At 35.9% G+C, this 19,297-nt stretch carries 22 protein-coding genes and 1 other annotated feature (1 of these 23 cut by a window edge); of the genes, 3 read left to right on the top strand and 19 right to left on the bottom strand.

Going from position 1 to position 19,297, the window contains the following annotated elements; genetic code table 11:
* Positions 1 to 497: 497 nt before the first annotated feature.
* From N7Z68_RS03720 to N7Z68_RS03710, 3 genes are all read right to left on the bottom strand, one after another.
* Complete coding sequence (locus tag N7Z68_RS03720) at positions 498 to 860, bottom strand: YisL family protein (RefSeq protein WP_275117111.1); 363 nt, start codon at positions 858 to 860, stop codon at positions 498 to 500.
* Between the two features lie 82 nt (positions 861 to 942).
* The gene (locus N7Z68_RS03715; RefSeq protein ID WP_275117110.1) at positions 943 to 1,647 is read right to left on the bottom strand and encodes a CBS domain-containing protein; all 705 of its coding nucleotides are present in this window, start codon (positions 1,645 to 1,647) and stop codon (positions 943 to 945) included.
* Between the two features lie 117 nt (positions 1,648 to 1,764).
* Positions 1,765 to 3,390 carry a Na/Pi cotransporter family protein gene (locus tag N7Z68_RS03710; RefSeq protein ID WP_275117109.1) on the bottom strand — a complete coding sequence of 542 codons (1,626 nt, stop codon included), beginning with the start codon at positions 3,388 to 3,390 and terminating at the stop codon, positions 1,765 to 1,767.
* 513 nt (positions 3,391 to 3,903) lie between these two features.
* On the opposite strand from N7Z68_RS03710, the gene N7Z68_RS03705 reads away from it, so the two are divergent.
* Positions 3,904 to 4,245 carry a hypothetical protein gene (locus tag N7Z68_RS03705; protein WP_275117108.1) on the top strand — a complete coding sequence of 114 codons (342 nt, stop codon included), beginning with the start codon at positions 3,904 to 3,906 and terminating at the stop codon, positions 4,243 to 4,245.
* 312 nt (positions 4,246 to 4,557) lie between these two features.
* Here the strand turns inward: N7Z68_RS03705 and phoU are convergent, their stop codons facing one another.
* The 10 genes from phoU to N7Z68_RS03655 form a co-directional block, all read right to left on the bottom strand.
* Positions 4,558 to 5,211, bottom strand: a complete 654-nt coding sequence (phoU, locus tag N7Z68_RS03700) for a phosphate signaling complex protein PhoU (RefSeq protein ID WP_275117107.1) — start codon at positions 5,209 to 5,211, stop codon at positions 4,558 to 4,560.
* Positions 5,212 to 5,230: 19 nt separating this feature from the next.
* Positions 5,231 to 6,064 (bottom strand): phosphate ABC transporter ATP-binding protein PstB, encoded by an 834-nt coding sequence (pstB, locus tag N7Z68_RS03695; RefSeq protein WP_275117106.1) that lies wholly within the window; start codon positions 6,062 to 6,064, stop codon positions 5,231 to 5,233.
* Positions 6,065 to 6,084: 20 nt separating this feature from the next.
* A complete protein-coding gene (pstA, locus tag N7Z68_RS03690) occupies positions 6,085 to 6,969 on the bottom strand; it encodes a phosphate ABC transporter permease PstA (protein ID WP_275117105.1) in 885 nt (294 codons plus the stop codon).
* A 1-nt stretch (position 6,970) separates the two neighbouring features.
* The gene (gene pstC / locus N7Z68_RS03685; protein ID WP_275117104.1) at positions 6,971 to 7,900 is read right to left on the bottom strand and encodes a phosphate ABC transporter permease subunit PstC; all 930 of its coding nucleotides are present in this window, start codon (positions 7,898 to 7,900) and stop codon (positions 6,971 to 6,973) included.
* Between the two features lie 142 nt (positions 7,901 to 8,042).
* The gene (locus N7Z68_RS03680) at positions 8,043 to 9,062 is read right to left on the bottom strand and encodes a PstS family phosphate ABC transporter substrate-binding protein (RefSeq protein ID WP_275117103.1); all 1,020 of its coding nucleotides are present in this window, start codon (positions 9,060 to 9,062) and stop codon (positions 8,043 to 8,045) included.
* Between the two features lie 332 nt (positions 9,063 to 9,394).
* Positions 9,395 to 10,165, bottom strand: coding sequence for a response regulator transcription factor (locus N7Z68_RS03675; RefSeq protein ID WP_275117102.1), 771 nt, complete (start codon positions 10,163 to 10,165; stop codon positions 9,395 to 9,397).
* A gap of 135 nt (positions 10,166 to 10,300) precedes the next feature.
* Positions 10,301 to 11,116: a phosphate ABC transporter ATP-binding protein PstB gene (gene pstB, locus N7Z68_RS03670; RefSeq protein ID WP_275117101.1), complete on the bottom strand. Its 816-nt coding sequence runs from the start codon at positions 11,114 to 11,116 to the stop codon at positions 10,301 to 10,303.
* Positions 11,117 to 11,178: 62 nt separating this feature from the next.
* Positions 11,179 to 12,033 carry a phosphate ABC transporter permease PstA gene (gene pstA, locus N7Z68_RS03665; protein WP_275117100.1) on the bottom strand — a complete coding sequence of 285 codons (855 nt, stop codon included), beginning with the start codon at positions 12,031 to 12,033 and terminating at the stop codon, positions 11,179 to 11,181.
* Entirely contained in the window at positions 12,026 to 13,027 is a 1,002-nt protein-coding gene (pstC, locus tag N7Z68_RS03660; protein ID WP_275117099.1) for a phosphate ABC transporter permease subunit PstC, read from the bottom strand. The genes pstA (N7Z68_RS03665) and pstC (N7Z68_RS03660) overlap by 8 nt, the downstream gene beginning before the upstream one ends.
* 105 nt (positions 13,028 to 13,132) lie before the next feature.
* Positions 13,133 to 14,140, bottom strand: coding sequence for a PstS family phosphate ABC transporter substrate-binding protein (locus tag N7Z68_RS03655; RefSeq protein WP_275117098.1), 1,008 nt, complete (start codon positions 14,138 to 14,140; stop codon positions 13,133 to 13,135).
* A gap of 458 nt (positions 14,141 to 14,598) precedes the next feature.
* Here N7Z68_RS03655 and N7Z68_RS03650 point away from each other — a divergent pair, with 458 nt between their 5' ends.
* Positions 14,599 to 14,736 carry a hypothetical protein gene (locus N7Z68_RS03650; RefSeq protein ID WP_275117097.1) on the top strand — a complete coding sequence of 46 codons (138 nt, stop codon included), beginning with the start codon at positions 14,599 to 14,601 and terminating at the stop codon, positions 14,734 to 14,736.
* A 59-nt stretch (positions 14,737 to 14,795) separates the two neighbouring features.
* Here N7Z68_RS03650 and N7Z68_RS03645 read toward each other — a convergent pair whose 3' ends face one another.
* The 3 genes from N7Z68_RS03645 to mntA are packed head-to-tail and all read right to left on the bottom strand — an operon-like array spanning position 14,796 to position 16,362.
* A complete protein-coding gene (locus tag N7Z68_RS03645) occupies positions 14,796 to 15,530 on the bottom strand; it encodes an MBL fold metallo-hydrolase (protein ID WP_275117096.1) in 735 nt (244 codons plus the stop codon).
* A gap of 6 nt (positions 15,531 to 15,536) precedes the next feature.
* Complete coding sequence (hepT, locus tag N7Z68_RS03640) at positions 15,537 to 15,950, bottom strand: type VII toxin-antitoxin system HepT family RNase toxin (RefSeq protein ID WP_275117095.1); 414 nt, start codon at positions 15,948 to 15,950, stop codon at positions 15,537 to 15,539.
* Positions 15,943 to 16,362 (bottom strand): type VII toxin-antitoxin system MntA family adenylyltransferase antitoxin, encoded by a 420-nt coding sequence (gene mntA, locus N7Z68_RS03635; protein ID WP_275117094.1) that lies wholly within the window; start codon positions 16,360 to 16,362, stop codon positions 15,943 to 15,945. The genes hepT and mntA overlap by 8 nt, the downstream gene beginning before the upstream one ends.
* 188 nt (positions 16,363 to 16,550) lie before the next feature.
* Between mntA and N7Z68_RS03630 the strand changes: the two genes are divergently transcribed.
* Positions 16,551 to 17,480: a nuclease-related domain-containing protein gene (locus tag N7Z68_RS03630; protein WP_275117093.1), complete on the top strand. Its 930-nt coding sequence runs from the start codon at positions 16,551 to 16,553 to the stop codon at positions 17,478 to 17,480.
* Between the two features lie 793 nt (positions 17,481 to 18,273).
* On the opposite strand, the gene rpmA is transcribed toward N7Z68_RS03630, so the two are convergent.
* From rpmA to rplU, 3 genes are read right to left on the bottom strand one after another with little or no spacing between them, the layout of a single operon-like run.
* Positions 18,274 to 18,558, bottom strand: a complete 285-nt coding sequence (gene rpmA / locus N7Z68_RS03625; RefSeq protein ID WP_275117092.1) for a 50S ribosomal protein L27 — start codon at positions 18,556 to 18,558, stop codon at positions 18,274 to 18,276.
* A gap of 5 nt (positions 18,559 to 18,563) precedes the next feature.
* The gene (locus N7Z68_RS03620; protein ID WP_275117091.1) at positions 18,564 to 18,902 is read right to left on the bottom strand and encodes a ribosomal-processing cysteine protease Prp; all 339 of its coding nucleotides are present in this window, start codon (positions 18,900 to 18,902) and stop codon (positions 18,564 to 18,566) included.
* Positions 18,903 to 18,913: 11 nt separating this feature from the next.
* On the bottom strand, positions 18,914 to 19,219 hold the full coding sequence (gene rplU / locus N7Z68_RS03615; protein ID WP_216828788.1) for a 50S ribosomal protein L21: 306 nt from the start codon (positions 19,217 to 19,219) through the stop codon (positions 18,914 to 18,916).
* Positions 19,220 to 19,233: 14 nt separating this feature from the next.
* Positions 19,234 to 19,297, bottom strand: a sequence feature (ribosomal protein L21 leader region) (it continues 14 nt past the right edge of the window).

The following is a 19,297-nucleotide window of genomic DNA, read 5'->3' as shown; positions in this document are numbered from 1 at the left end:
GCCTTTCACCTTTTCATACCAGTTAATTACAGCACATTGAACAATCATCATTGTTATTACCTCCTTTTTTGTATTTTATAAGTCAATATATATAGAAAAAGCCACAGGTCGGCCTCTGACCTGTGGCTTTCTATAACAAAATAAAAGAAAATACATTAAATAGAAAACAGTCTATATCCAGGAACCAAACGTATGATAAAAGTATTTAATTGTAAGATATATGTTGATTTTACTGCTCTCATCATTTTGTTCAGCCCCTTTCCTTTTAATAGTTATTGTTCTTACAAAGGAAATTATAACCAATTAGTGTTCGTTTGTAAATATCTAATTTGTAAAATAGGTGTAAATATTCAAACAGTTAAGTCAATAACGTCACTTCATACATGAAAAAAAAGTAGGAAAAGGCATAATGATCCACCTGAATATTAAACACCGTTCCATATACAGCTTTTCCAAAATAAAAAAACAGACCCACATTGGAGTCTGCTTCTTTTCAATTAGAATGCAATTACATTAAATCCGATTAGAACAACAAGGACTAATGTAGCAACAAACATAATCCAATAGTAAGGTCCTTTGCCTGCTAATGCATCTTTTTTCGTACGAACTAAAATCATTTCCATAAAGTATATTAAAGAGATAGCCAAAATACCTTTTAATACGAATGTGAATGCAAAATTCCACTGAATTAATAGTCCAATTCCTGTAAGAACCATAATCACGTAGAATAGGCGTAAAATCATATGAACGATTTTTGCTCCCTTTTCTTTATTGGCTTTAATTAAGAAATAAGCAATAAAAAATAATAACACTGTTATCGCCCATGAACTGGAATGGGTATGTAATAAACCTGTATACATGTTATCCTCCTAAAACAAATAAATTTATAATCCTCTACCATTATAATATAACGTCGACAATAAACCAAAATAAATAACTTTTTTATGGGATGCGAATTGCATCAAATGGCGTTACAATCCCAAGCAATGGCTCATTTGGATTCCCATTTTCCGTAATCAACACTGCCTCAAGTCGTGTCACTTTTTTATCGATATGGTGTAGAAACAATTCTTTCACATCATAAATTGATTTATTCACACAAACAAACTTCACATTATTCATATGTTTTTCATAAATAATAACATCTGAAATCTTTACCTTATCCACTTCGAAAGCAAATTGATTACGATGATGCGCCAGCCATGCGGTTATACCATAATTGGTAAGAAGGCATTTAAAATTCCCATCTTCATAGATTGGGAATTGCGTATAGGCATGTCGCTCAATCGTTCCTAATACAGTTTCTAGTGGCTCATCGATGTTAAACGTCTTAACTTGTCGTTTATACTTCGGAATGACCATCTCAGGACTAATTAATTCCCGATGGATCTTTTCAATCGTTTGAACAATCCCAGGATGAGGCTCTGCAATGACAAAATCAGGTGCAGTTTGTTCATGAACAATGACATTTCTGAGTTCTGCAAATTTTTTTAAATCCATTTCATATTTTGCAACGAGTGGATGTTTCTTCTTAGCGCCATCAATCATTCGCGAAAAAGAAAAATGACGATGCATATTTAGTTGATCTTTTAGTGCTTTTTCAATTGAATTAAATGCTGCCAAAAATCGATCAGCGTTTTCCCCCATATTTTTTTACAACTCCTATCCCATTCCTGCTGATAGTATACTATTCGCTAAAAAGTTGTAAGTTCCTGTCGAAAATAAAAAAGGCTGGCAAAAATATTGCCAGCCTCAATTTATATTTTATTCGTCTTCTCCGATAACATCGTCAGCAATATTTACCGCATGGTCCCCAATACGTTCTAGGTTACTTACAATATCAACATACACGATACCAGCTTGACCCGTACAGGCACCTTCATTTAATCGAATAATATGCTTTTTACGAAGATCACGTTCCATTTTATCTATTCGTTCTTCTTTCTCCAATACTGCTCTAGCTTCTTCAATGTCATGTGTTTCCAAAGCTTTAATCGACTGTCTGAGAGTAGATAGAGTCAACTCAAACATTTCATCTAGGTCACTAATTGCTGTGTCAGAGAACTTTACTTTATTTGTAATTTGATAGTCAACTAATTCCATTATATTTTCCATATGATCTCCAATTCGCTCAAGATCACGAATCGTACTCATCAGTGTTGAATGGAGCTTTGAATCTTGCGCTGATAGAGAATGAGACGACAATTTAACAAGATAATCTGTAATTTTACGATCTAAATTGTTGATTGCATCTTCAAACTGAGGTACTAGCTCCCCGTGCTTCTTCTGATGTGTTTTCAAGTATAAGCTAGTCTCTTCAAGACCTTTCTCAGCTAATTCAGCCATTCTCAATATCTCTTTTTGTCCTTGTCCTAAAGCAATCGCTGGAGACTGTCTAATAAAGGCTTCATCTAAGTGAACGGCTTTGTACTCTACAGCTGAATCTTTTCCAGGGATGAGCTTTACAACAATCCACGCTAGCACTGCAATAAACGGTAATTGAATTAAAGTATTCGAAACGTTGAAAATACCGTGTGCAAAAGCGATTGTCATTTCAGGGTTAAGCTGCCATGCTCTTTGAATTGTTTCTACTAGATAAGTAAATGGTACTAATAAAATTAAAACAATAATAGTACCGATAAGGTTAAAGATAACATGGGTTGCAGCTGCACGTTTTGCTGCAATTGAAGCACCAATCGCTGCTAATATGGCTGTGATTGTTGTACCAATATTATCACCAAATAATACAGGTAAAGCTGCATTTAAATCCATCGCACCTTGTGCATAAAGGGTTTGTAACAAGCCAATTGAAGCGGATGAACTTTGCACTGCGACTGTAAAAATGGTTCCAATTAGTACTCCTAATAACGGGTTTTCACTCATACTAACCGTTAAATCTGCAAATGCTTGTACATCACGAATGGGCTTTAAGCCATCTCCCATTAATTTCAAACCATAAAATAATGCACCAAAACCAAAAACAACTTGACCATAATTATTTACTTTTCGATTTTTAAAGAAGAAAATGAGAAATGCACCTAAAGCTATAATTGGTAGTGCATAGTCAGTAATTTTAATACCGATAATGAAAGCAGTAACCGTCGTACCAATATTTGCTCCTAAGATGACTCCTATGGCTTGTTGTAATGTCATAAAGCCAGCATTTACTAATCCAATGGTTAATACGGTAGTACCTGAACTGGTTTGCAATAGAACAGTTACAAATATCCCTGCAAACACACCCATTACTGGATTAGTCGTGAAGCGATCCAGGATATCTCTGAGTCCATCTCCAGCAATTTTCTGAAGTCCATCCCCCATTGATTTAATACCGAATAAAAAGATACCCAAACCACCGAAAAACACAAAGAGTATTGTTTGTAAATCCAACTGAAAATCATCCCTTCAAAGTAATTATATCCCCTTCGACAATTCTCTACAAAAAGAACCCCTCATCAATACTAAGGAATTATTAAGAGATTGTAAATATTAATTAATGTAAAGTTTTTGTAAAGTTTATTTATTATTAAAATTTGTTCTTGACATAGCTCATTTTAAAAGGGCTTTACTATTGTTTCCAGATGGATGTGTATGTATGAAAAATTTTTTAATTAGGGGTCAAATTGAATGAAAATAACCATACCTATGTGTAGAGCTGTTTGGCTATTCTATTACTTTTTCCAACACGAGGAATATAACCTTTGCTAAAGCTGAATATATTCGTTATCCGAAACAACCATTTACATTCCCCGTTACAAAAGTATCTCATGTCAATTATTAAATATTATTCTTCTCTTCCTACATTTTTTGAATCATACCCTATTTATAAATTCTTTAAATTACAGTGCACCAAATTGTGGTAAATTCAAAGAGAATAGTTTTTTCCGAAAGGACGTTGTACTAATGGAGATTGAATTATTTGAAGAAAGCTATCTACTTCTTCCACCGTTTTACATAACCGTCATTACCGTTATCATCATTTATTTATTAGTTCGGTGGAAAAAACAATCAGAAATAAGTGGTCTAAAAATTTTCTTATACTTCTTAATTAGTACGCATATTACACCAATATATTCCCATGGATCACAAGATGGTTATTTTCAGCTCTGGGTTCCACTTGGATTTATTTTAATTTCCCTTTATTTGTTTCGAAGTGAAAAATACCATCCATCTAAGATGAAAGCTAGTTTGTTAGGTTTATTAATTGCTATTTATCAAATGATTCAACAGTATATTGGATGGTAATTTCAATTCATTCATTTACTTATATAGAAAGGCAATGAAGGTTGTTTATTCTGAGTAAATAATTTTTTTAACTCCTGTCATTATTGTTGCAATTTTTGTAACACTTATATGCGTCGGGATTTAATACAGAAACATTCCAGCAATCCTCTTTATGTAGGAGTTTGGAGAGTTCCAGTAAAAAGAAAAAGGAGCCAATTCAGTGATAACTACACTTTCAAAGGCTCCATCTTCCATATCTATTCCTAATACCTTGCCCTACTCATTACTCATATGAATCGTTTTCTTTCATGCCGACAGTTTTGTTCTGGTGGTTCAATTCAAATCAAAATATTGCCCATTGACTTCATACACAATACATTCAGCTAAATTAGTAGCATAGTCAGCAATGCGTTCAATATATCGTCCAATGAACGCCAAGTTTATGGCTGTCTCTAAATGATTCTGACTATCTTGTATCTGGAACAAATTTTGAATAAATTCAGCATACATACGGTCTACTGTATCATCAAGAGTTGCAATTTTTTGCGCTTTTAATACGTCACTATGGTAATAAGCAGCAATTGCTCTTGAGAGCATCTCAGTAGCACGTTCGGATATTGCAATTAAGTGATCCCGGTATATATCAAGCTCAGAAGGTTTAACACGTTTTCCAACTTTCGCAATGTCAACGGCCAAATCTCCGATTCTTTCCAAGTCACTTGATATTTTTAGAGCAACAATTAGTTTACGTAAATCCGATGCTACAGGTTGCTGTTTAGCTATAAGTAGAGTGACACTCTCATTAATTTGAAGCTCATATTGATTTACCTTTTGATCATTTCGTATAACTGTGTCCAGTACTACATGATCATTAGTCCTAAATCCATCCAATGAATGTTGTAATGCCATTTCAACGACTTGACCCATCTCAAGTATTTTTGTTTTGATTTCCCTAAGTTCAGTTTCAAAGTTGCCTCTAATCATCATGTTTAATCACTTCACTTCCTTATCCGAAGCGCCCAGTAATGTAGTCCTCTGTTCGCTTATCAGAAGGGTTTGAGAAAATTTTACTAGTCTGGTCATATTCTACTAACTCACCCGTTAAAAAGAAAGCCGTTTTATCTGAAATACGAGCAGCTTGCTGCATATTGTGAGTAACAATTACAATGCTATATTCTTTTTTCAGTTGTTGTACTAGCTCCTCAACTTTAAGGGTAGAAATGGGGTCAAGGGCAGACGTCGGTTCATCCATTAAAATAACATCTGGTTCGATGGCTAAACATCTTGCAATACAAATACGTTGTTGTTGACCTCCAGATAAACCATACGCGTTTTCATGAAGACGATCTTTAACCTCATCCCAGATCGCTGCTCCACGCAAGCTTTTTTCAACAATCTCTTTTAAGATTTTTTTATCCCTAATCCCGTGAATTTTAGGACCATACGCCACATTTTCAAAAATTGACTTCGGAAATGGGTTAGGTTTTTGAAATACCATTCCTACACGTGTTCTTAGTTCTTCCACACCGTAGGATCTGTCAAGAATATTGCGATCTCTATATAATATTTCACCAGAAACCTTAACTGAAGAAACTAATTCAACCATTCGGTTTAATGTCTTAATATACGTTGATTTCCCACAACCTGAAGGCCCAATGATAGCCGTTACTTCATTTTCATAAATTGGAAGATTAATATTCTTTAGTGCTTGATCTTTGCCGTACCAAAGATTCAAGTCTTTCGTATGATAGACGATCTTTTTATTTTCTTTAGGAGAAACCCCTTTTTTTGCCTCTTTATTAACCTTATTGTAATCTACTGAAATTGAAATAGATGACATCTTACATACCCCCATATTAATCAGTATCTATTCTGAAATTTGTTTCGAATAATAATTGCGATCGAGTTCATAATAAACAAAACGATTAACAAAACAAGAATGGTAGCGGCAGCTAAATTTGCATACTCGTCTACTAGTACTGCATCAATTGTCCAATAATAGATTTGCATCGGTAGTGCAGTAAAACTGTCAAAAATACTACCTGGAATTGGAATGAGTAATGCTGGTATTCCGATCACAACTAACGGTGCTGTTTCACCGATAGCTCTTGATAAGGCTAAGATCGTTCCTGTTAGTATACCTGGCAGTGAAGATGGTAAAACGATGTTCTTAATCGTTTGCCACTTCGTAGCCCCCATCCCATAGGATGCTTCTCTGAGGTATGAAGGTACAGAACGGATCGCCTCTTGGCTAGCAACAACAACAATTGGTAAAACGAGTAAAGCCATCGTTAAACCACCGGCAATAATGCTCGGTCCAAAACCAAACGTCCGTACAAATACTGTTAGACCCAGTAAACCAAATACTATAGATGGTACCCCTGCTAAGTTGGTAATGTTGGTCTGAATAAATGAAGAAAGTTTGCCTTTTTTTGCATATTCCTCTAAATAAATAGCTGTTCCTACCCCGAGTATCATTGTCACTGGACCTACAATCAACATGAGCCATAACGTACCGACAATGGCTCCTTTAATACCCGCTCGCTCTGCACTGGTAGAAAGCTTATTAGTTAAGAACTCAAAGTTCAACCACCCGATACTTTCTACAAATACACGATATAAAAGGATGGCTAGAACAACTAGACCAAATAATGTCGATAATAAAAACAAATACTTAAGGAGGTTGTTTAAGAATAATCTCGATTTCATCTTCTTCTGAACGATTTCAGTATCTATATACTTCATTTTAATAAACCTCCCTATATTTGCGAGAGATGTATCTTGCAAGCAAGTTCATCAGTAACGTGAATACGAAAAGAGTCATGGCTACCGCGTATAAGCTGTAATAAGCTGTGGTTCCAGCCGCAGCATCACCACTTGTGACTTCTACAATATAAGCTGTCATAGTCTGCATCGATTGTGTAATATCAAATGTTAAATTTTTTGAACTACCGCTTGCAATAGTAACGATCATCGTTTCTCCAATCGCACGTGAAATTCCTAGTACGAACGAAGCTACGATACCAGAAATTGCAGCAGGGATAACAACACGAAATGTCACTTCTAATTTAGTTGATCCCATTGCTAATGCCCCTTCTCTCATAGCATTTGGGACTGAGTTCATAGCATCTTCCGATAATGAAGCTACCATTGGAATAATCATAATTCCCATTACAATACCAGGGCTTAGAACGTTTGTTGCCTGTAATGCAGGGATGAACTCTCTTAAAAGTGGAGTTACAAATGTAAATGCAAAGAAACCATAAACGATTGTTGGTATTCCTGCTAAAACTTCAATAAGTGGTTTTAATACTTTTCTTGTATTTTCAGAAGCATATTCACTTAAGAAAATGGCTGTAGTTAATCCGATTGGAATAGCTACAAGCATCGCAATTAGTGAACTCATTAGTGTACCGACTAATAATGGCAAGATACTAAATTTTGGTTCAACTGGACTTAATGGTCTTAATTCTTTACTTGTAAAAAACTCGATAAATGAAACAGCTTTGAAGAATAATGTTGTTTCATATATTAATGTAAAGACAATACCTACGGTTGTTAATATCGAAATAAGTGCTGCCCCAAAAAGAAGAACGGGAATAACTTTTCCAGTCACCTTATTAACACTCATCGTTTTATTATTTTTCTGTATTAACTCTTTAACACTAACAGCCATTTAAAACTGTCCCCTTTCGAACGATTCCTTGTTTCAACAATTTCAGGAAAATAAACCCTTTCGTATCTTTAAATGATATAAGATGAGGAGATGCTTTCCTCCTCATCTTATATTTCTTTAATAAGGACTTAACCTACATAAATTATTTAATAGATTGTACAAATTCCAGGTTAGCTTTTAACTCTTCCTCTGGAAGTGGAGCAAATCCAGTCTCACCAGCGAAGTCGTTAGCTGCAGTAAAGATATACTCAGCAAAAGCCTTTACTTGAGCTTTTTCTTTAGCAGCATTAATGCTTAAGTTTGTAAATACAGGACGTGTGAATGGTCCATACTCACCATCTTCTTTAATAGTGTCTAAAGAAGGTGCTACTGGTCCGTTACCAAAGTCAACTGCTACAGCTTTAATTTTGTCAGTGTTGTTCGCATAGTAACCATAACCAAAGAAAGCAATTGCGTTTTTATCTTCAGAAACTAGACTTACTAGAGTTGAATATTCTTGTTGAAGGTTAATTGTTTTAACTAAATCTTGTTTTTCAATAATTACATCTACAAAGAATTCATTTGTTCCGTGGTTTTCGTTTGGTCCGTAGAAGTTAATTTGCTCTTCAGGCCATTCAGAACGAATGTCTGACCACATTACAACATCATCTTCTTTGATGTTTCCTGTAACGAACATCGTTTTAATTTCTTCTTCAGTCATTTCTCCAGCCCAGTCATTTTCCGGGTGAATAACCATTGTTAAACCATCTAATGCTACTTTAAATTCTTTTGACTCAATGTTGTTAGCTTCTAATTCTGCTAGTTCTTCATCTTTAATTCCACGAGATGCGTTAGAAAGATCCGTTTCACCTACTACATATTTCTTCATACCAGCACTCGTACCAGCACGGCTCACTTCAACACTTACTTTTTCTTGCTCATTTAACATGAATTCTTCAGCAAGACGAGCCATTAATGGATAAACTGTACCTGAACCATCAATTAGTACTGAACCAGATAATTCATCTACTTGCTCTTGTTTAGGCTCTGCATCATTATTGTTACTATCATTAGATGATGAACCACCAGTCTCAGTATTTGAACCACTAGATCCACAAGCTGTAGCAAAAAGCATCATTGAAGCCATTCCTAAAGTTAAAGCTGAACGTTTAAAAAATTTCATTAATATTTCCCCCTAAGAGTTAATTGTTTTTTTGATTAGTTTTAATTATTGATAGAATGGTTAAATTGTTTGGAAACCCTCTACCATCCCTCCTCAGCGCGCTTGTGTTACTTACTACGTTTCTAAGAATACTCTCAATCTATTAACCTGATATGAATAAATTGTAAACCTTTTGTAAAGATCACCTTTTTAATCGATTTACATTTCGACACTTTTACGGTAAAAGCCTGACCAATCAACATTTTTCTTGTTCTCCTCTTTAAAAATGTTCCAATTGTTCTTTTCTAAAATAAATAAAAAAACTGCTGACTTCTAGTCAACAGCCTTTAAACTCATATAATTACAACCCAACCAAAACTTAAAACCTTCGAACTCATGTCCTGAAGCATGTATCCAACATTTCTAACGGTTTTAATGTACTTTTTTTCACTATGGGAAGGTTCTATTTTACTGCGAATACGATTAATAAATACGTCTATGATCCGATGGTCGCCTGTCTCCTCATAACCTCGAATGGCAGTTAATAATTTTTTTCGAGACACTGCCTTACCACGATACTCATACAAAAACATAAAGATTTCAAATTCCTTTTGAGTTAATTCAATTGGTTCTTTTTTATAATATACAGTATAACTCTCTGGAAATATATCAATGTCTCCTATAGTTAGTTTACGATTTTTCTTCTGATAGGAAACCACTTCAGCAGGAATCTTGCTTTCACCTAAGCCTACTTGTGCTCTTCGTAAAATGGCTTTTATTTTGGCTACAAGCTTTTTGAAGTGAACTGGCTTTGCATAATAAGCATCTGCACCAAGTTCTAAGCCCAGTACGGCATCTAACTCATGGAAATGATCTGACAATAAAATAATTGGTGTCCAATTCTTTTCCTCATAACGCATGTGGCGACAGAGATCAATTCCATCAATTTCTGGGGCATGTATTTCTGAAATAATAGTTACTGGCTTCTTTACTTTTATTAGTTCAACAGCTTCTTTATCGTGTGATGCAGTCACTAAACCATATCCCACTTCTTCAAGTCGGTACCGTAATGTCTTGATGAGAGATTGATCAGTAGAAATTAATAGGATGTCATTCCCATTCACCTTTTCTTCCCTCCCGAACACCCTAATAATCAGTCGTGGTGTCTTTTTTTATTTATTATACATAATCAATGTAAATTTTTTATAAAATCTTACACAATAAATGCGTGCCTCATCATTAAAGACACGCACCTCCTCTTAACCGAAACGACCAGTAATATAATTTTCTGTACTTTCATTGTTCGGGTTTGTAAAGATCGTATTCGTTTCATCAAATTCTACTAAATCACCATTTAAGAAGAATGCTGTTTTATCTGAAATACGCGCCGCTTGCTGCATATTATGGGTAACGATGATAATGGAATACTCTTCTTTTAATGATTGTATTAACTCTTCAATATTAGCTGTAGAACGCGGGTCAAGAGCTGAAGTAGGCTCATCCATTAAGATCACTTCGGGTTGAACGGCTAAGCAGCGAGCGATACACAGACGTTGTTGTTGGCCTCCTGATAGACCAAGGGCCGAATCATTCAAACGGTCTTTTACTTCATTCCAAAGTGCTGCTTCTCTTAAACTTTTTTCAACTAACTCAGCAAGTTTCTTCTTATTCTTTAGTCCGTGAACACGGGGTCCAAATGCTACATTATCAAATATTGATTTAGGAAATGGATTAGGTTTCTGAAAAACCATACCAATGGCACTACGTAATTCAACTAGATTGACGGATGGATCAAAAATATTCGTATCATGATAGATTACTTCCCCGCTAATTTTCACAATTGGTACTAATTCAATCATCCGATTCAAAGTTTTTAAGAAAGTTGACTTTCCACAACCTGAAGGTCCGATAATTGCTGTAACACCATTTTTAGGAATTTTCATGTCAATATTCTTTAATGCTTGATCGTTTCCATACCATAAGTTAAGACCTTTAACATCGAAGATATTTTCTTTAATCTCTGGCTTTTTATTATCATTTTCATTTGTCTTCAGTACCGTTTCTATAATTGCCATATTCTCTTCCTCCCTTATTTTTTACTCATGTGAAGAAAATTGTCTTCCATCCCTAAAAAAACTTATAATAGTTCATTTTTCTTACGGTAATAGTTTCTAATTAATATAGCTGATAAGTTTAATAGAACAACCATAATAATTAAAACAAGTGCTGTTCCGTATGCGATTGGTCTTACTACAGCCGTTTGTGCATGCTGCGTTGCCAGAATAAATAAATGATAAGGCAGGGCCATAAATTGATCTGTTACGCTTTGGGGTAATACCGGTATAAAGTATGCAGCCCCTGTCAAAATGATCGGTGCTGTTTCTCCAGCTGCTCGTGCGAGACCAAGAATAGAACCTGTTGCCATACCAGGAATTGCTGAAGGAAGAACAAGTTGACGAATCGTTTGCCATTTTGTTGCACCTAGAGCTAAACCACCTTCACGGAAAGAGGTTGGCACCGCCTTTAATGCTTCTTCTGTAGCAGTAATTACCCATGGTAAGACCATAATTGCTAATGTGATAGCAGCAGTAATTAAACCCGTACCTAATTTAAGCATAGATGCAAAAATAGCTAATCCAAATAGTCCGTAAACAATTGATGGAACACCTGCAAGATTTCGAATACTCATGCGGATCATTCGTACAATAGGTCCTTGTTTGGCATATTCATTCAAATAAATAGCAGCCCCTACTCCAACAGGAACTGAAATTAATATAGTCAGTGATGCAACATAGAAAGTACCTACAATTGCCGGCCATATTCCGCCCTCTGTCATATTACTTCGAGGTCGATCAGTTATAAATGTCCAACTTAAAACATGTGCTCCATTACTTACAATCCAATAGAGTAATAGAAGAAGTGCCCCTATGGTCATCGCAGCAAAGAAACCGCAAATGGTAAACCATGCTTTTTCTTTCATTTGTTTAGTCATTTTGTAGTTTCCTCCTTTGCTTCGAAATTAAGATATCTGCAACGAGGTTCACTACAAATGTAATCGTAAATAGAATTAATGCAGTGACGAACAATGCACTATAATGAAGACTTCCCCACGCAACATCCGATCCTTCAATCGCAATATTGGCAGTTAGAGTTCGAACTGAAGTTAGAAAGTCAGGTACTACAACCCCAAAAAATTCACGCAAAGGCATGTCAATTGCATTTCCTGCTGCCATGAGAACAGTCATTGTCTCTCCAACTGCACGACCAAAACCTAACATGCAACCTGCTACTATTCCTGATTTTGCTGCAGGTACAACAATGATCTTAATCGTCTCCCATTTAGATGCACCTAAAGCATATGCCGCTTCACGATAGTCTTTCGGGACACTTCTTAATGAGTCTTCAGCAATACTAATGATTGTAGGAAGAGCCATAACCGAAAGAATAACTGATGCCGTTAAAGCCGTTAAGCCATTCGATAAATTAAAGATATTTGCAATGATTGGTGATAAAATAACTAAGGCAATAAATCCTAATACAACTGACGGGAAAATTGCTAGTATTTCAATAACCGGCTTTAAAAATTCTCGAACTCTTTTAGGGGCAATTTCTGCTATAAATATCGCAGTAAAGATTCCCCAAGGAATAGCAATAGCTAGTGCCCCTAGTGTCACCATAAATGAACCAATAATAAATGGAAGTGCACCATAACCCGCTCCTTGTGGTGATGAAGGATACCATCTAGTACCTGTTAAAAACTCCATTAATCCTACTTCTCGAATAGCTCCTGAACCTTCTCTTAGAAGGAAAAATAGTATCATTGCTAAAATAAATATAGCCATCATTCCAAATAGGAAAAATGCTTTTTCAACCAAATAATCCATAATATTGGACTTGAACGATTTCTGTGTTAATTTTTCTTTCGTTACGAGTTTGAGTTGATTTAATTTTTTACTGTCAGTTGTCTTCTCAGCTTGCAATCCCACGGTTTCCCCTCCAAACCTTTTCATAGACATGTATTCTAGCAGCAATCATAACTATAGGAATTACCCTGGCTGGGCAATTCCTAAGCTATGTGGTTTATTATTTAATTACCAATCGATACCTAGATCAGAATAAACTTTCTTATTATCTTCTTGGTATGCACCAATTTCAAAGAAGCCAGTTGCTTCTACTTGAGCTGTTGCATCTGCATCTTGCAGGACCCAAGTTAAATAATGTAATACTAAACCTTCAGGACTACCGTTTGTATAGAAGAATAGTGGACGAGCAACTGGATAATCACCACTTGCAACGTTTGCTTTGTCTAATGGAGAGAAATACTCTGAGTTCTCATCTAATGCAACTTCAAGTGCTGTAACGTTATCATCGACATAACCAACACCAATATAACCAATTGCATTTACTTCTTGTTCAATAGCTTCTTTAATTGCAGAAGTACCAGGCATAAACTTCGCACCAGCTCCAAAGTCTTCCGTATCCATTACAACTTCATTAAAGAAGACATATGTACCTGAGTTTGATTGACGTGAATATACAGAAATTTCTCCACCGTCTTCCCATCCAAGTTCAGACCAATCTGTAACTACTCCAGTAAAGATATCTTTAAGTTGACCAATTGTCATTTCTGTAATTGGGTTTTCTGGGTTTACTGCTACTGCTACTCCATCCTGCCCTACAACAAACTCATGGACATCTACACCATTTTCTGCTGCTAACTCAATCTCTTCTTCTTTAATTGCGCGTGAAGATTGAGCGATATCCACATCATTGTTAATTAATGCTGTAATTCCAGTTCCTGATCCTCCACCAGTTACAGCAAGACCTGCACCTTCGTTTACATTATCCATGTAATATTCTGCTAATGCCTGTCCTAAGTTAACCATTGTATCTGATCCACGAATTTGTAATGTACCTGATGGCAACTCAGCCTCTTCGACTTCTTCAACTTCTTCTGTTGGAGTTTCGTTTGAGTTATCTCCTCCTGTTGTTCCGCCATCGTTTGCTGTCGGCTCTGATGAGTTACCCCCACCACATGCTGCTAAAGCCATAATTGAAGCCCCTAGAACTACGGATAAAACTCTTCCTCTAAATTTCATCGTATTGCTCCTCCTTCTCCAAATCACACTTTTGTTTTTTGTGTTTCTTATGTTTCATTTCGATTACAAGTATAAAATTTGAATATTAAGGAATTCATGAGGAGGCGTTAACAAAACGTTAAACTAATATAAACAATCATTAATATTTGAAATATGGAGACGTTATTTTACTTAATATTTCTTTAATATACAGATTTTTAAAGTGAATACATTATTAATTTCAGTTGATATTACGCCAATTTTCTACTTTTTTTATCCATAACAGATTCCAGAATATGTGAAACTATATGATGATTTGTAATTATTTAAAAATAAACATGTCTCTCTTATATTTCCAGATTTTTTCTAGTATGATGGCAATAACACATCAGCGATTGCTTATGTGAGATCAATGTCGATGTCACTGTCTCATGAGTAATTAGTTGGAAGACACTCAACTCAACGGAGGGAGAATAATTATGAAAAAATGGTTACTTACTTTAATGTCTGGGGCTTTAGCAATTAGTGTTTTAGCAGCATGCGGGGAAGTTAATGAGGACTTCACGGAAGATCAAACGGATGAAATCCCAATTGAGGAATCTGAAACAACAGATTAATTGCTTTCATAATGTAAAAAGGGTGGAACCTATAATCCACCCTTTTTCTATGACTTCATTTAATTTTCATATACCCAGCCTGTTTTAGCTAGTTCTGCAGGGCCTTGATAGTAGGCTTTTACTTGTTTGATTAACTGATTACGATCACCGAAGTGGGGTAGATGTGTTAATAACAGCTTTTTAGTATTTGCTTTTTGTGCAAGTAAACCGACGTCTCGGCTGTTCATATGTCCTGCTGCGGTAGGATCTTGATGTTCATAAAAGCTACATTCGGCAATTAGTAAATCACAATCTAAAGCAAACTGGTGCAGTTCTTGAAAATAACTCGTGTCTGCTGTATATACAATCGTCGTATTACCATCTGTTATTTTCATGGCAAAGCACGGGGACGGATGTTTGGTTTTCAAAAAAGTGATTGTAAAAGGACCTACATTTAAGACTTTTTCAGGATTATAAGGAATGGCGGTGACATGCGGTTCATAAGATAGCTGATTATATTTCTCCTTATCAAGTAAATGTCCATAGACAGTGAGCTTTTTGTCCTCAGCTTTCCAAGCATTATGTATGAGACGCGCATATTGGAGAACACCAATATCTGAAAAGTGATCATGATGGTAGTGTGAGAAAATTAATGCATCTAGTTTCTCAATTGGGCAATAGTTCTGAAGTTGACTCACTACCCCGCTTCCACAATCAATTAGTAATCGAAAATCATCTTTCTCAAGTAAATATCCACTACATGCCTCCCCCGCTTCAGGAAAACCATGCCAATAACCAAGTACAGTAAACTTCACCCTGCTTCACTCTCCTTTAGTCTGTATGATCGACTTTGTATATTGTTGAAAATCTGTTAAGTGATTCTTTAAGATACTTTCTAAAATAGCTAAATTTACTTTTTGATAATCGTGGACAGCTATATTCCTAAACCCAACCATTGCTTTCATTCTTTGATTTAAACTCTCACAAATGATTTTATTTTCATGCAAGACGTCAAAAGCTTCCCTGCTGGTTTGGGGGAGGCCTAACTTTTTTGTAGCGATTAAATGCATAGCAAGATCAATTGATGCTTCACATGCTCTTTGTATGTTAAGAATAATAGAATCTTGTTTAGTGTAATTCTTCAAGTTTTCTGGATTATTGGCATACTCTTCATTAATTCTTTTTAAACATCGTTCAATGACGGTTACTTTATTAATGATTACGTCATCATTCATATACGCTTCCACTCTCTTTTATTTGATCTATAATAGGTTTTCTTTCTTCATTCAATTTAGCATACTTTTTTAACGTAAGCATTTCAAATTCCTGCCGTGTTCTTTCATCAGAACAATAAATTAACTTTCCATAACCTACAATTTGCGCTTGAAACACAGTGGATGCTTGCTCGAGATCAACTAAGTCCACTTCTCTTTTCATAATATCTGCTAATTGTTGAGCTAACATAAACCTCTCATAATGGGTTAGCTTTATTTTTGATAAAAAGGCAATATCTATATCGCTTTTTTCAGTTTGGGTACCTTTAGCAAAGGAACCAAAAATATAAATCATTATAGGCTTGAGATGGTCTACAAGTTCATCTATTATTATCTTTTCTTTTTGCGATAAAGACTTCATTTGATCCCCCATCTCTTTTATCCACTTTTCATCATGTATAAGTAATTAGCCTCTTATACATTAATTTCCTGCAAAGAAGAAAATTAATACTCTAATTGTACTGAATATTAACTGTAAACTAAGTCTAGTTTTTTCTTGCCCTGGGATCGGATGTTTTCTAAAATGAAAATGAAGTTAGTAAATTTACTAGGAGGGTTTAAATGATTATTAAAGCACGAGAAGAACCATTAGAACTAAGAATGTGGCGAGTTTTATTGTCACGCATGAGGTTATCTGAAAACGATATAAGTTATTACCACAGTTTAGATAAAGGCTTTCAGGGAGAGTTGCAGTTTGACTATTTAATAAGGAATTTAAGGAGTGACATACTAATTCTTAATGATTTATTATTTAAACATAACCATACGATATTTCAAATTGACTCTCTACTGATCACCGGTGACAGCATCTTCTTAATTGAAGTTAAAAATTATGATGGTGACTACTATATCGAAGGAGAAAAGTGGTATCCATTAACAACAACGGAAATTAAACGCGAAGTTAAAAACCCCCTACTCCAACTAAAACGAACTGAAACGATGTTTCTTCAATTACTCCATCATTTAGGTTTTTCATCTATTACATCCACTGTTAAATCACAACTAGTTTTCGTTAATCCAAACTTTTTCCTCTATCATGCACCGCTACAATTCCCTATTATCTTCCCGACACAAATCCAGCGCTTTATTAATAATTTAGACGACATAAGGTCAAAAAAAAAGATTAAGGATATTCATCATAAATTATCAAACGAATTGGTATCTATTCATCTAAAAAATTCCCCATATAACAGGCTTCCACAGTATAATTATGAGCAACTAAAAAAAGGAATACCATGTAAAAAGTGCTCAACATTTATTAATGAATTTAATCATTCAATATTAATTTGTCAGCAATGTGGCTTTCATGAAAAAACTTCAGCTGCCGTTTTACGTTGCATTGAGGAATATGCGTTGCTTTTTCCTGATCATCGTTTCACCACAACAGCAATTTACGACTGGTGTAACATCGTCCCAACTTATTCTATTAGAAAAATTCTCACGAGACATTTCAAACTTATGAGACAAGGAAAGTCATCATACTATGTTTAAAGGAAAGAGCAGCCGATTATGATTGACTTATCGTTGGTTACTGTATGGGTTATCTTAGCGTTATCACGCACATTCCTTGGCCTTCGTTCACATTCTCTACTATTATTTTACTTTAGCGCTCACGATTTTTTCCCTTGCGTTCACGTTTCCTCCTAGTTTTTTCCTCTAGTCCTCACGATTCACTCTCTTTTGTTCACGTTTTCGCCTATTTTTTTCCTCTAGCGCTCACGAGTCGTTCTCTTTCGTTCACGCTTTCTCCTATTTTCTTCCTCTACCGCTCACGATTTTCTCTCTTTCGTTCACGCTTTCCCCTAATTTTTTCCTACAACGCTCACAATTCTCTCTCTTTCGTTCACGCTTTCTCCTATTTTCTTCCTCTAGCGCTTACGTTTCTTTCCCTTTCGTTCACACTTTCTCCTATTTTCTTCCTCTACCGCTCACGTTTCTTTCCCTTTCGTTCACGTTGCCTCCTAATTTTTTCCTCCAGTGCTCACGATCCATTCCCTTTCGTTCACGCTTTCTCCTATTTTCTTCCTCTAGCGCTTACGTTTCTTTCCCTTTCGTTCACGCTTTTCCCTAGTTTTTTCCTCTAGTGCTCACGATTTATTCCCTTTCGTTCACGCTCCCTCCTAATTTTTTCCTCCAGTGCTCACGATCCTTTCTCTTTCGTTCACGCCCTCTCCTAATTTTCTCCACCACCACTCACCACTACACCCCTCGACCTTTTATGTCCACCGCGAAAACAGAAAAACCCGCTGAACTCAAATGAGTTCAACGGGTTTTAGTAACAGCATTATTGTGCTGCTGGGTATACACTTACTTGTTTGCGATCACGACCAACGCGCTCGAATTTAACCACGCCGTCTACTTTCGCGAATAATGTGTCATCTCCACCTCTACCTACGTTTACACCTGGGTAAATGCGAGTTCCACGTTGACGTACTAGAATTGAACCGCCTGTTACAGTTTGACCGTCAGCACGTTTAGTACCTAGACGCTTAGAGATAGAGTCACGACCGTTCTTTGTACTACCTACCCCTTTTTTACTTGCGAAAAATTGAAGGTTCATTTTTAACATTGAATTCACCTCCCCTGATTTTGGATTGTAATATGCTTGCTGTATTCTGCTTCAATTGAGCGTAAGGCAACGACCATACCTTCTAAAAGAAGTTGTACTTTCTCATAGGTTTGTACGTCTAGTCCATCTGGAACCGTACAGCGGAGAAAGCCACCGTCGCCTTCTAAGTCAATATGAGGTTCCACTTGACAAAGCTCTGCGATTGCATTGATCGCTCCAAAAGAAACGGCAGAAGCACCTGCACAAACGATGTCCTGACCATAAGGACCAGCCTCTGCATGGCCACTCATCGTAAATGAATGTATGTGTCGCTTTTCATTACGTTCTATTTGAACTGTAATCATCGATACACCTATTACGCGTTGATTTTTTCAATAACAACTTTTGTGTAAGGTTGACGATGACCTTGCTTACGACGGTAGTTTTTCTTAGCTTTGTATTTGTAAACAGTGATCTTCTTAGCACGACCGTGTTTTTCAACTTTAGCCGTTACTGAAGCACCTTCAACAAATGGAGCTCCAACTTTAACGTCGTTACCACCAACAAATAGTACTTTATCGAAAGTCACTTGCTCATCTTCAGTGTTTAACTTCTCGATGTAAACCTCTTGACCTTCTTGTACTTTAATTTGCTTTCCGCCTGTTTCAATAATTGCGTACATGTACTTGCACCTCCTTGAATTCTAAGACTCGCCATTTGCAGGTAGCTAATGGAATAACTTTTAAAACCTGTTCTGTGC

It is taken from the genome of Alkalihalobacterium chitinilyticum (assembly GCF_029028005.1).
Lineage (GTDB): Bacteria > Bacillota > Bacilli > Bacillales > Bacillaceae_F > Alkalihalobacterium > Alkalihalobacterium chitinilyticum.
Note: the sequence above shows the minus strand (reverse complement) of the source record. Positions and strands in the feature narration are given on the sequence as shown.

Excerpts from the sequence above, each read along its gene's own strand:
- N7Z68_RS03705 (WP_275117108.1), top strand. The coding sequence starts at position 3,904 with ATGGAGATTGAATTATTTGAAGAAAGCTATCTACTTCTTCCACCGTTT.
- phoU (WP_275117107.1), bottom strand. The coding sequence starts at position 5,211 with ATGATGATTAGAGGCAACTTTGAAACTGAACTTAGGGAAATCAAAACA.
- N7Z68_RS03655 (WP_275117098.1), bottom strand. The coding sequence starts at position 14,140 with ATGAAATTTAGAGGAAGAGTTTTATCCGTAGTTCTAGGGGCTTCAATT.
- rpmA (WP_275117092.1), bottom strand. The coding sequence starts at position 18,558 with ATGTTAAAAATGAACCTTCAATTTTTCGCAAGTAAAAAAGGGGTAGGT.
- N7Z68_RS03680 (WP_275117103.1), bottom strand. The coding sequence starts at position 9,062 with ATGAAATTTTTTAAACGTTCAGCTTTAACTTTAGGAATGGCTTCAATG.
- pstB (WP_275117106.1), bottom strand. The coding sequence starts at position 6,064 with ATGTCATCTATTTCAATTTCAGTAGATTACAATAAGGTTAATAAAGAG.
- N7Z68_RS03630 (WP_275117093.1), top strand. The coding sequence starts at position 16,551 with ATGATTATTAAAGCACGAGAAGAACCATTAGAACTAAGAATGTGGCGA.
- pstC (WP_275117104.1), bottom strand. The coding sequence starts at position 7,900 with ATGGCTGTTAGTGTTAAAGAGTTAATACAGAAAAATAATAAAACGATG.
- N7Z68_RS03620 (WP_275117091.1), bottom strand. The coding sequence starts at position 18,902 with ATGATTACAGTTCAAATAGAACGTAATGAAAAGCGACACATACATTCA.
- pstB (WP_275117101.1), bottom strand. The coding sequence starts at position 11,116 with ATGGCAATTATAGAAACGGTACTGAAGACAAATGAAAATGATAATAAA.
- pstA (WP_275117105.1), bottom strand. The coding sequence starts at position 6,969 with ATGAAGTATATAGATACTGAAATCGTTCAGAAGAAGATGAAATCGAGA.
- N7Z68_RS03715 (WP_275117110.1), bottom strand. The coding sequence starts at position 1,647 with ATGGGGGAAAACGCTGATCGATTTTTGGCAGCATTTAATTCAATTGAA.
- mntA (WP_275117094.1), bottom strand. The coding sequence starts at position 16,362 with ATGGGGGATCAAATGAAGTCTTTATCGCAAAAAGAAAAGATAATAATA.
- pstA (WP_275117100.1), bottom strand. The coding sequence starts at position 12,033 with ATGACTAAACAAATGAAAGAAAAAGCATGGTTTACCATTTGCGGTTTC.
- hepT (WP_275117095.1), bottom strand. The coding sequence starts at position 15,950 with ATGAATGATGACGTAATCATTAATAAAGTAACCGTCATTGAACGATGT.
- N7Z68_RS03720 (WP_275117111.1), bottom strand. The coding sequence starts at position 860 with ATGTATACAGGTTTATTACATACCCATTCCAGTTCATGGGCGATAACA.
- N7Z68_RS03650 (WP_275117097.1), top strand. The coding sequence starts at position 14,599 with ATGAAAAAATGGTTACTTACTTTAATGTCTGGGGCTTTAGCAATTAGT.
- rplU (WP_216828788.1), bottom strand. The coding sequence starts at position 19,219 with ATGTACGCAATTATTGAAACAGGCGGAAAGCAAATTAAAGTACAAGAA.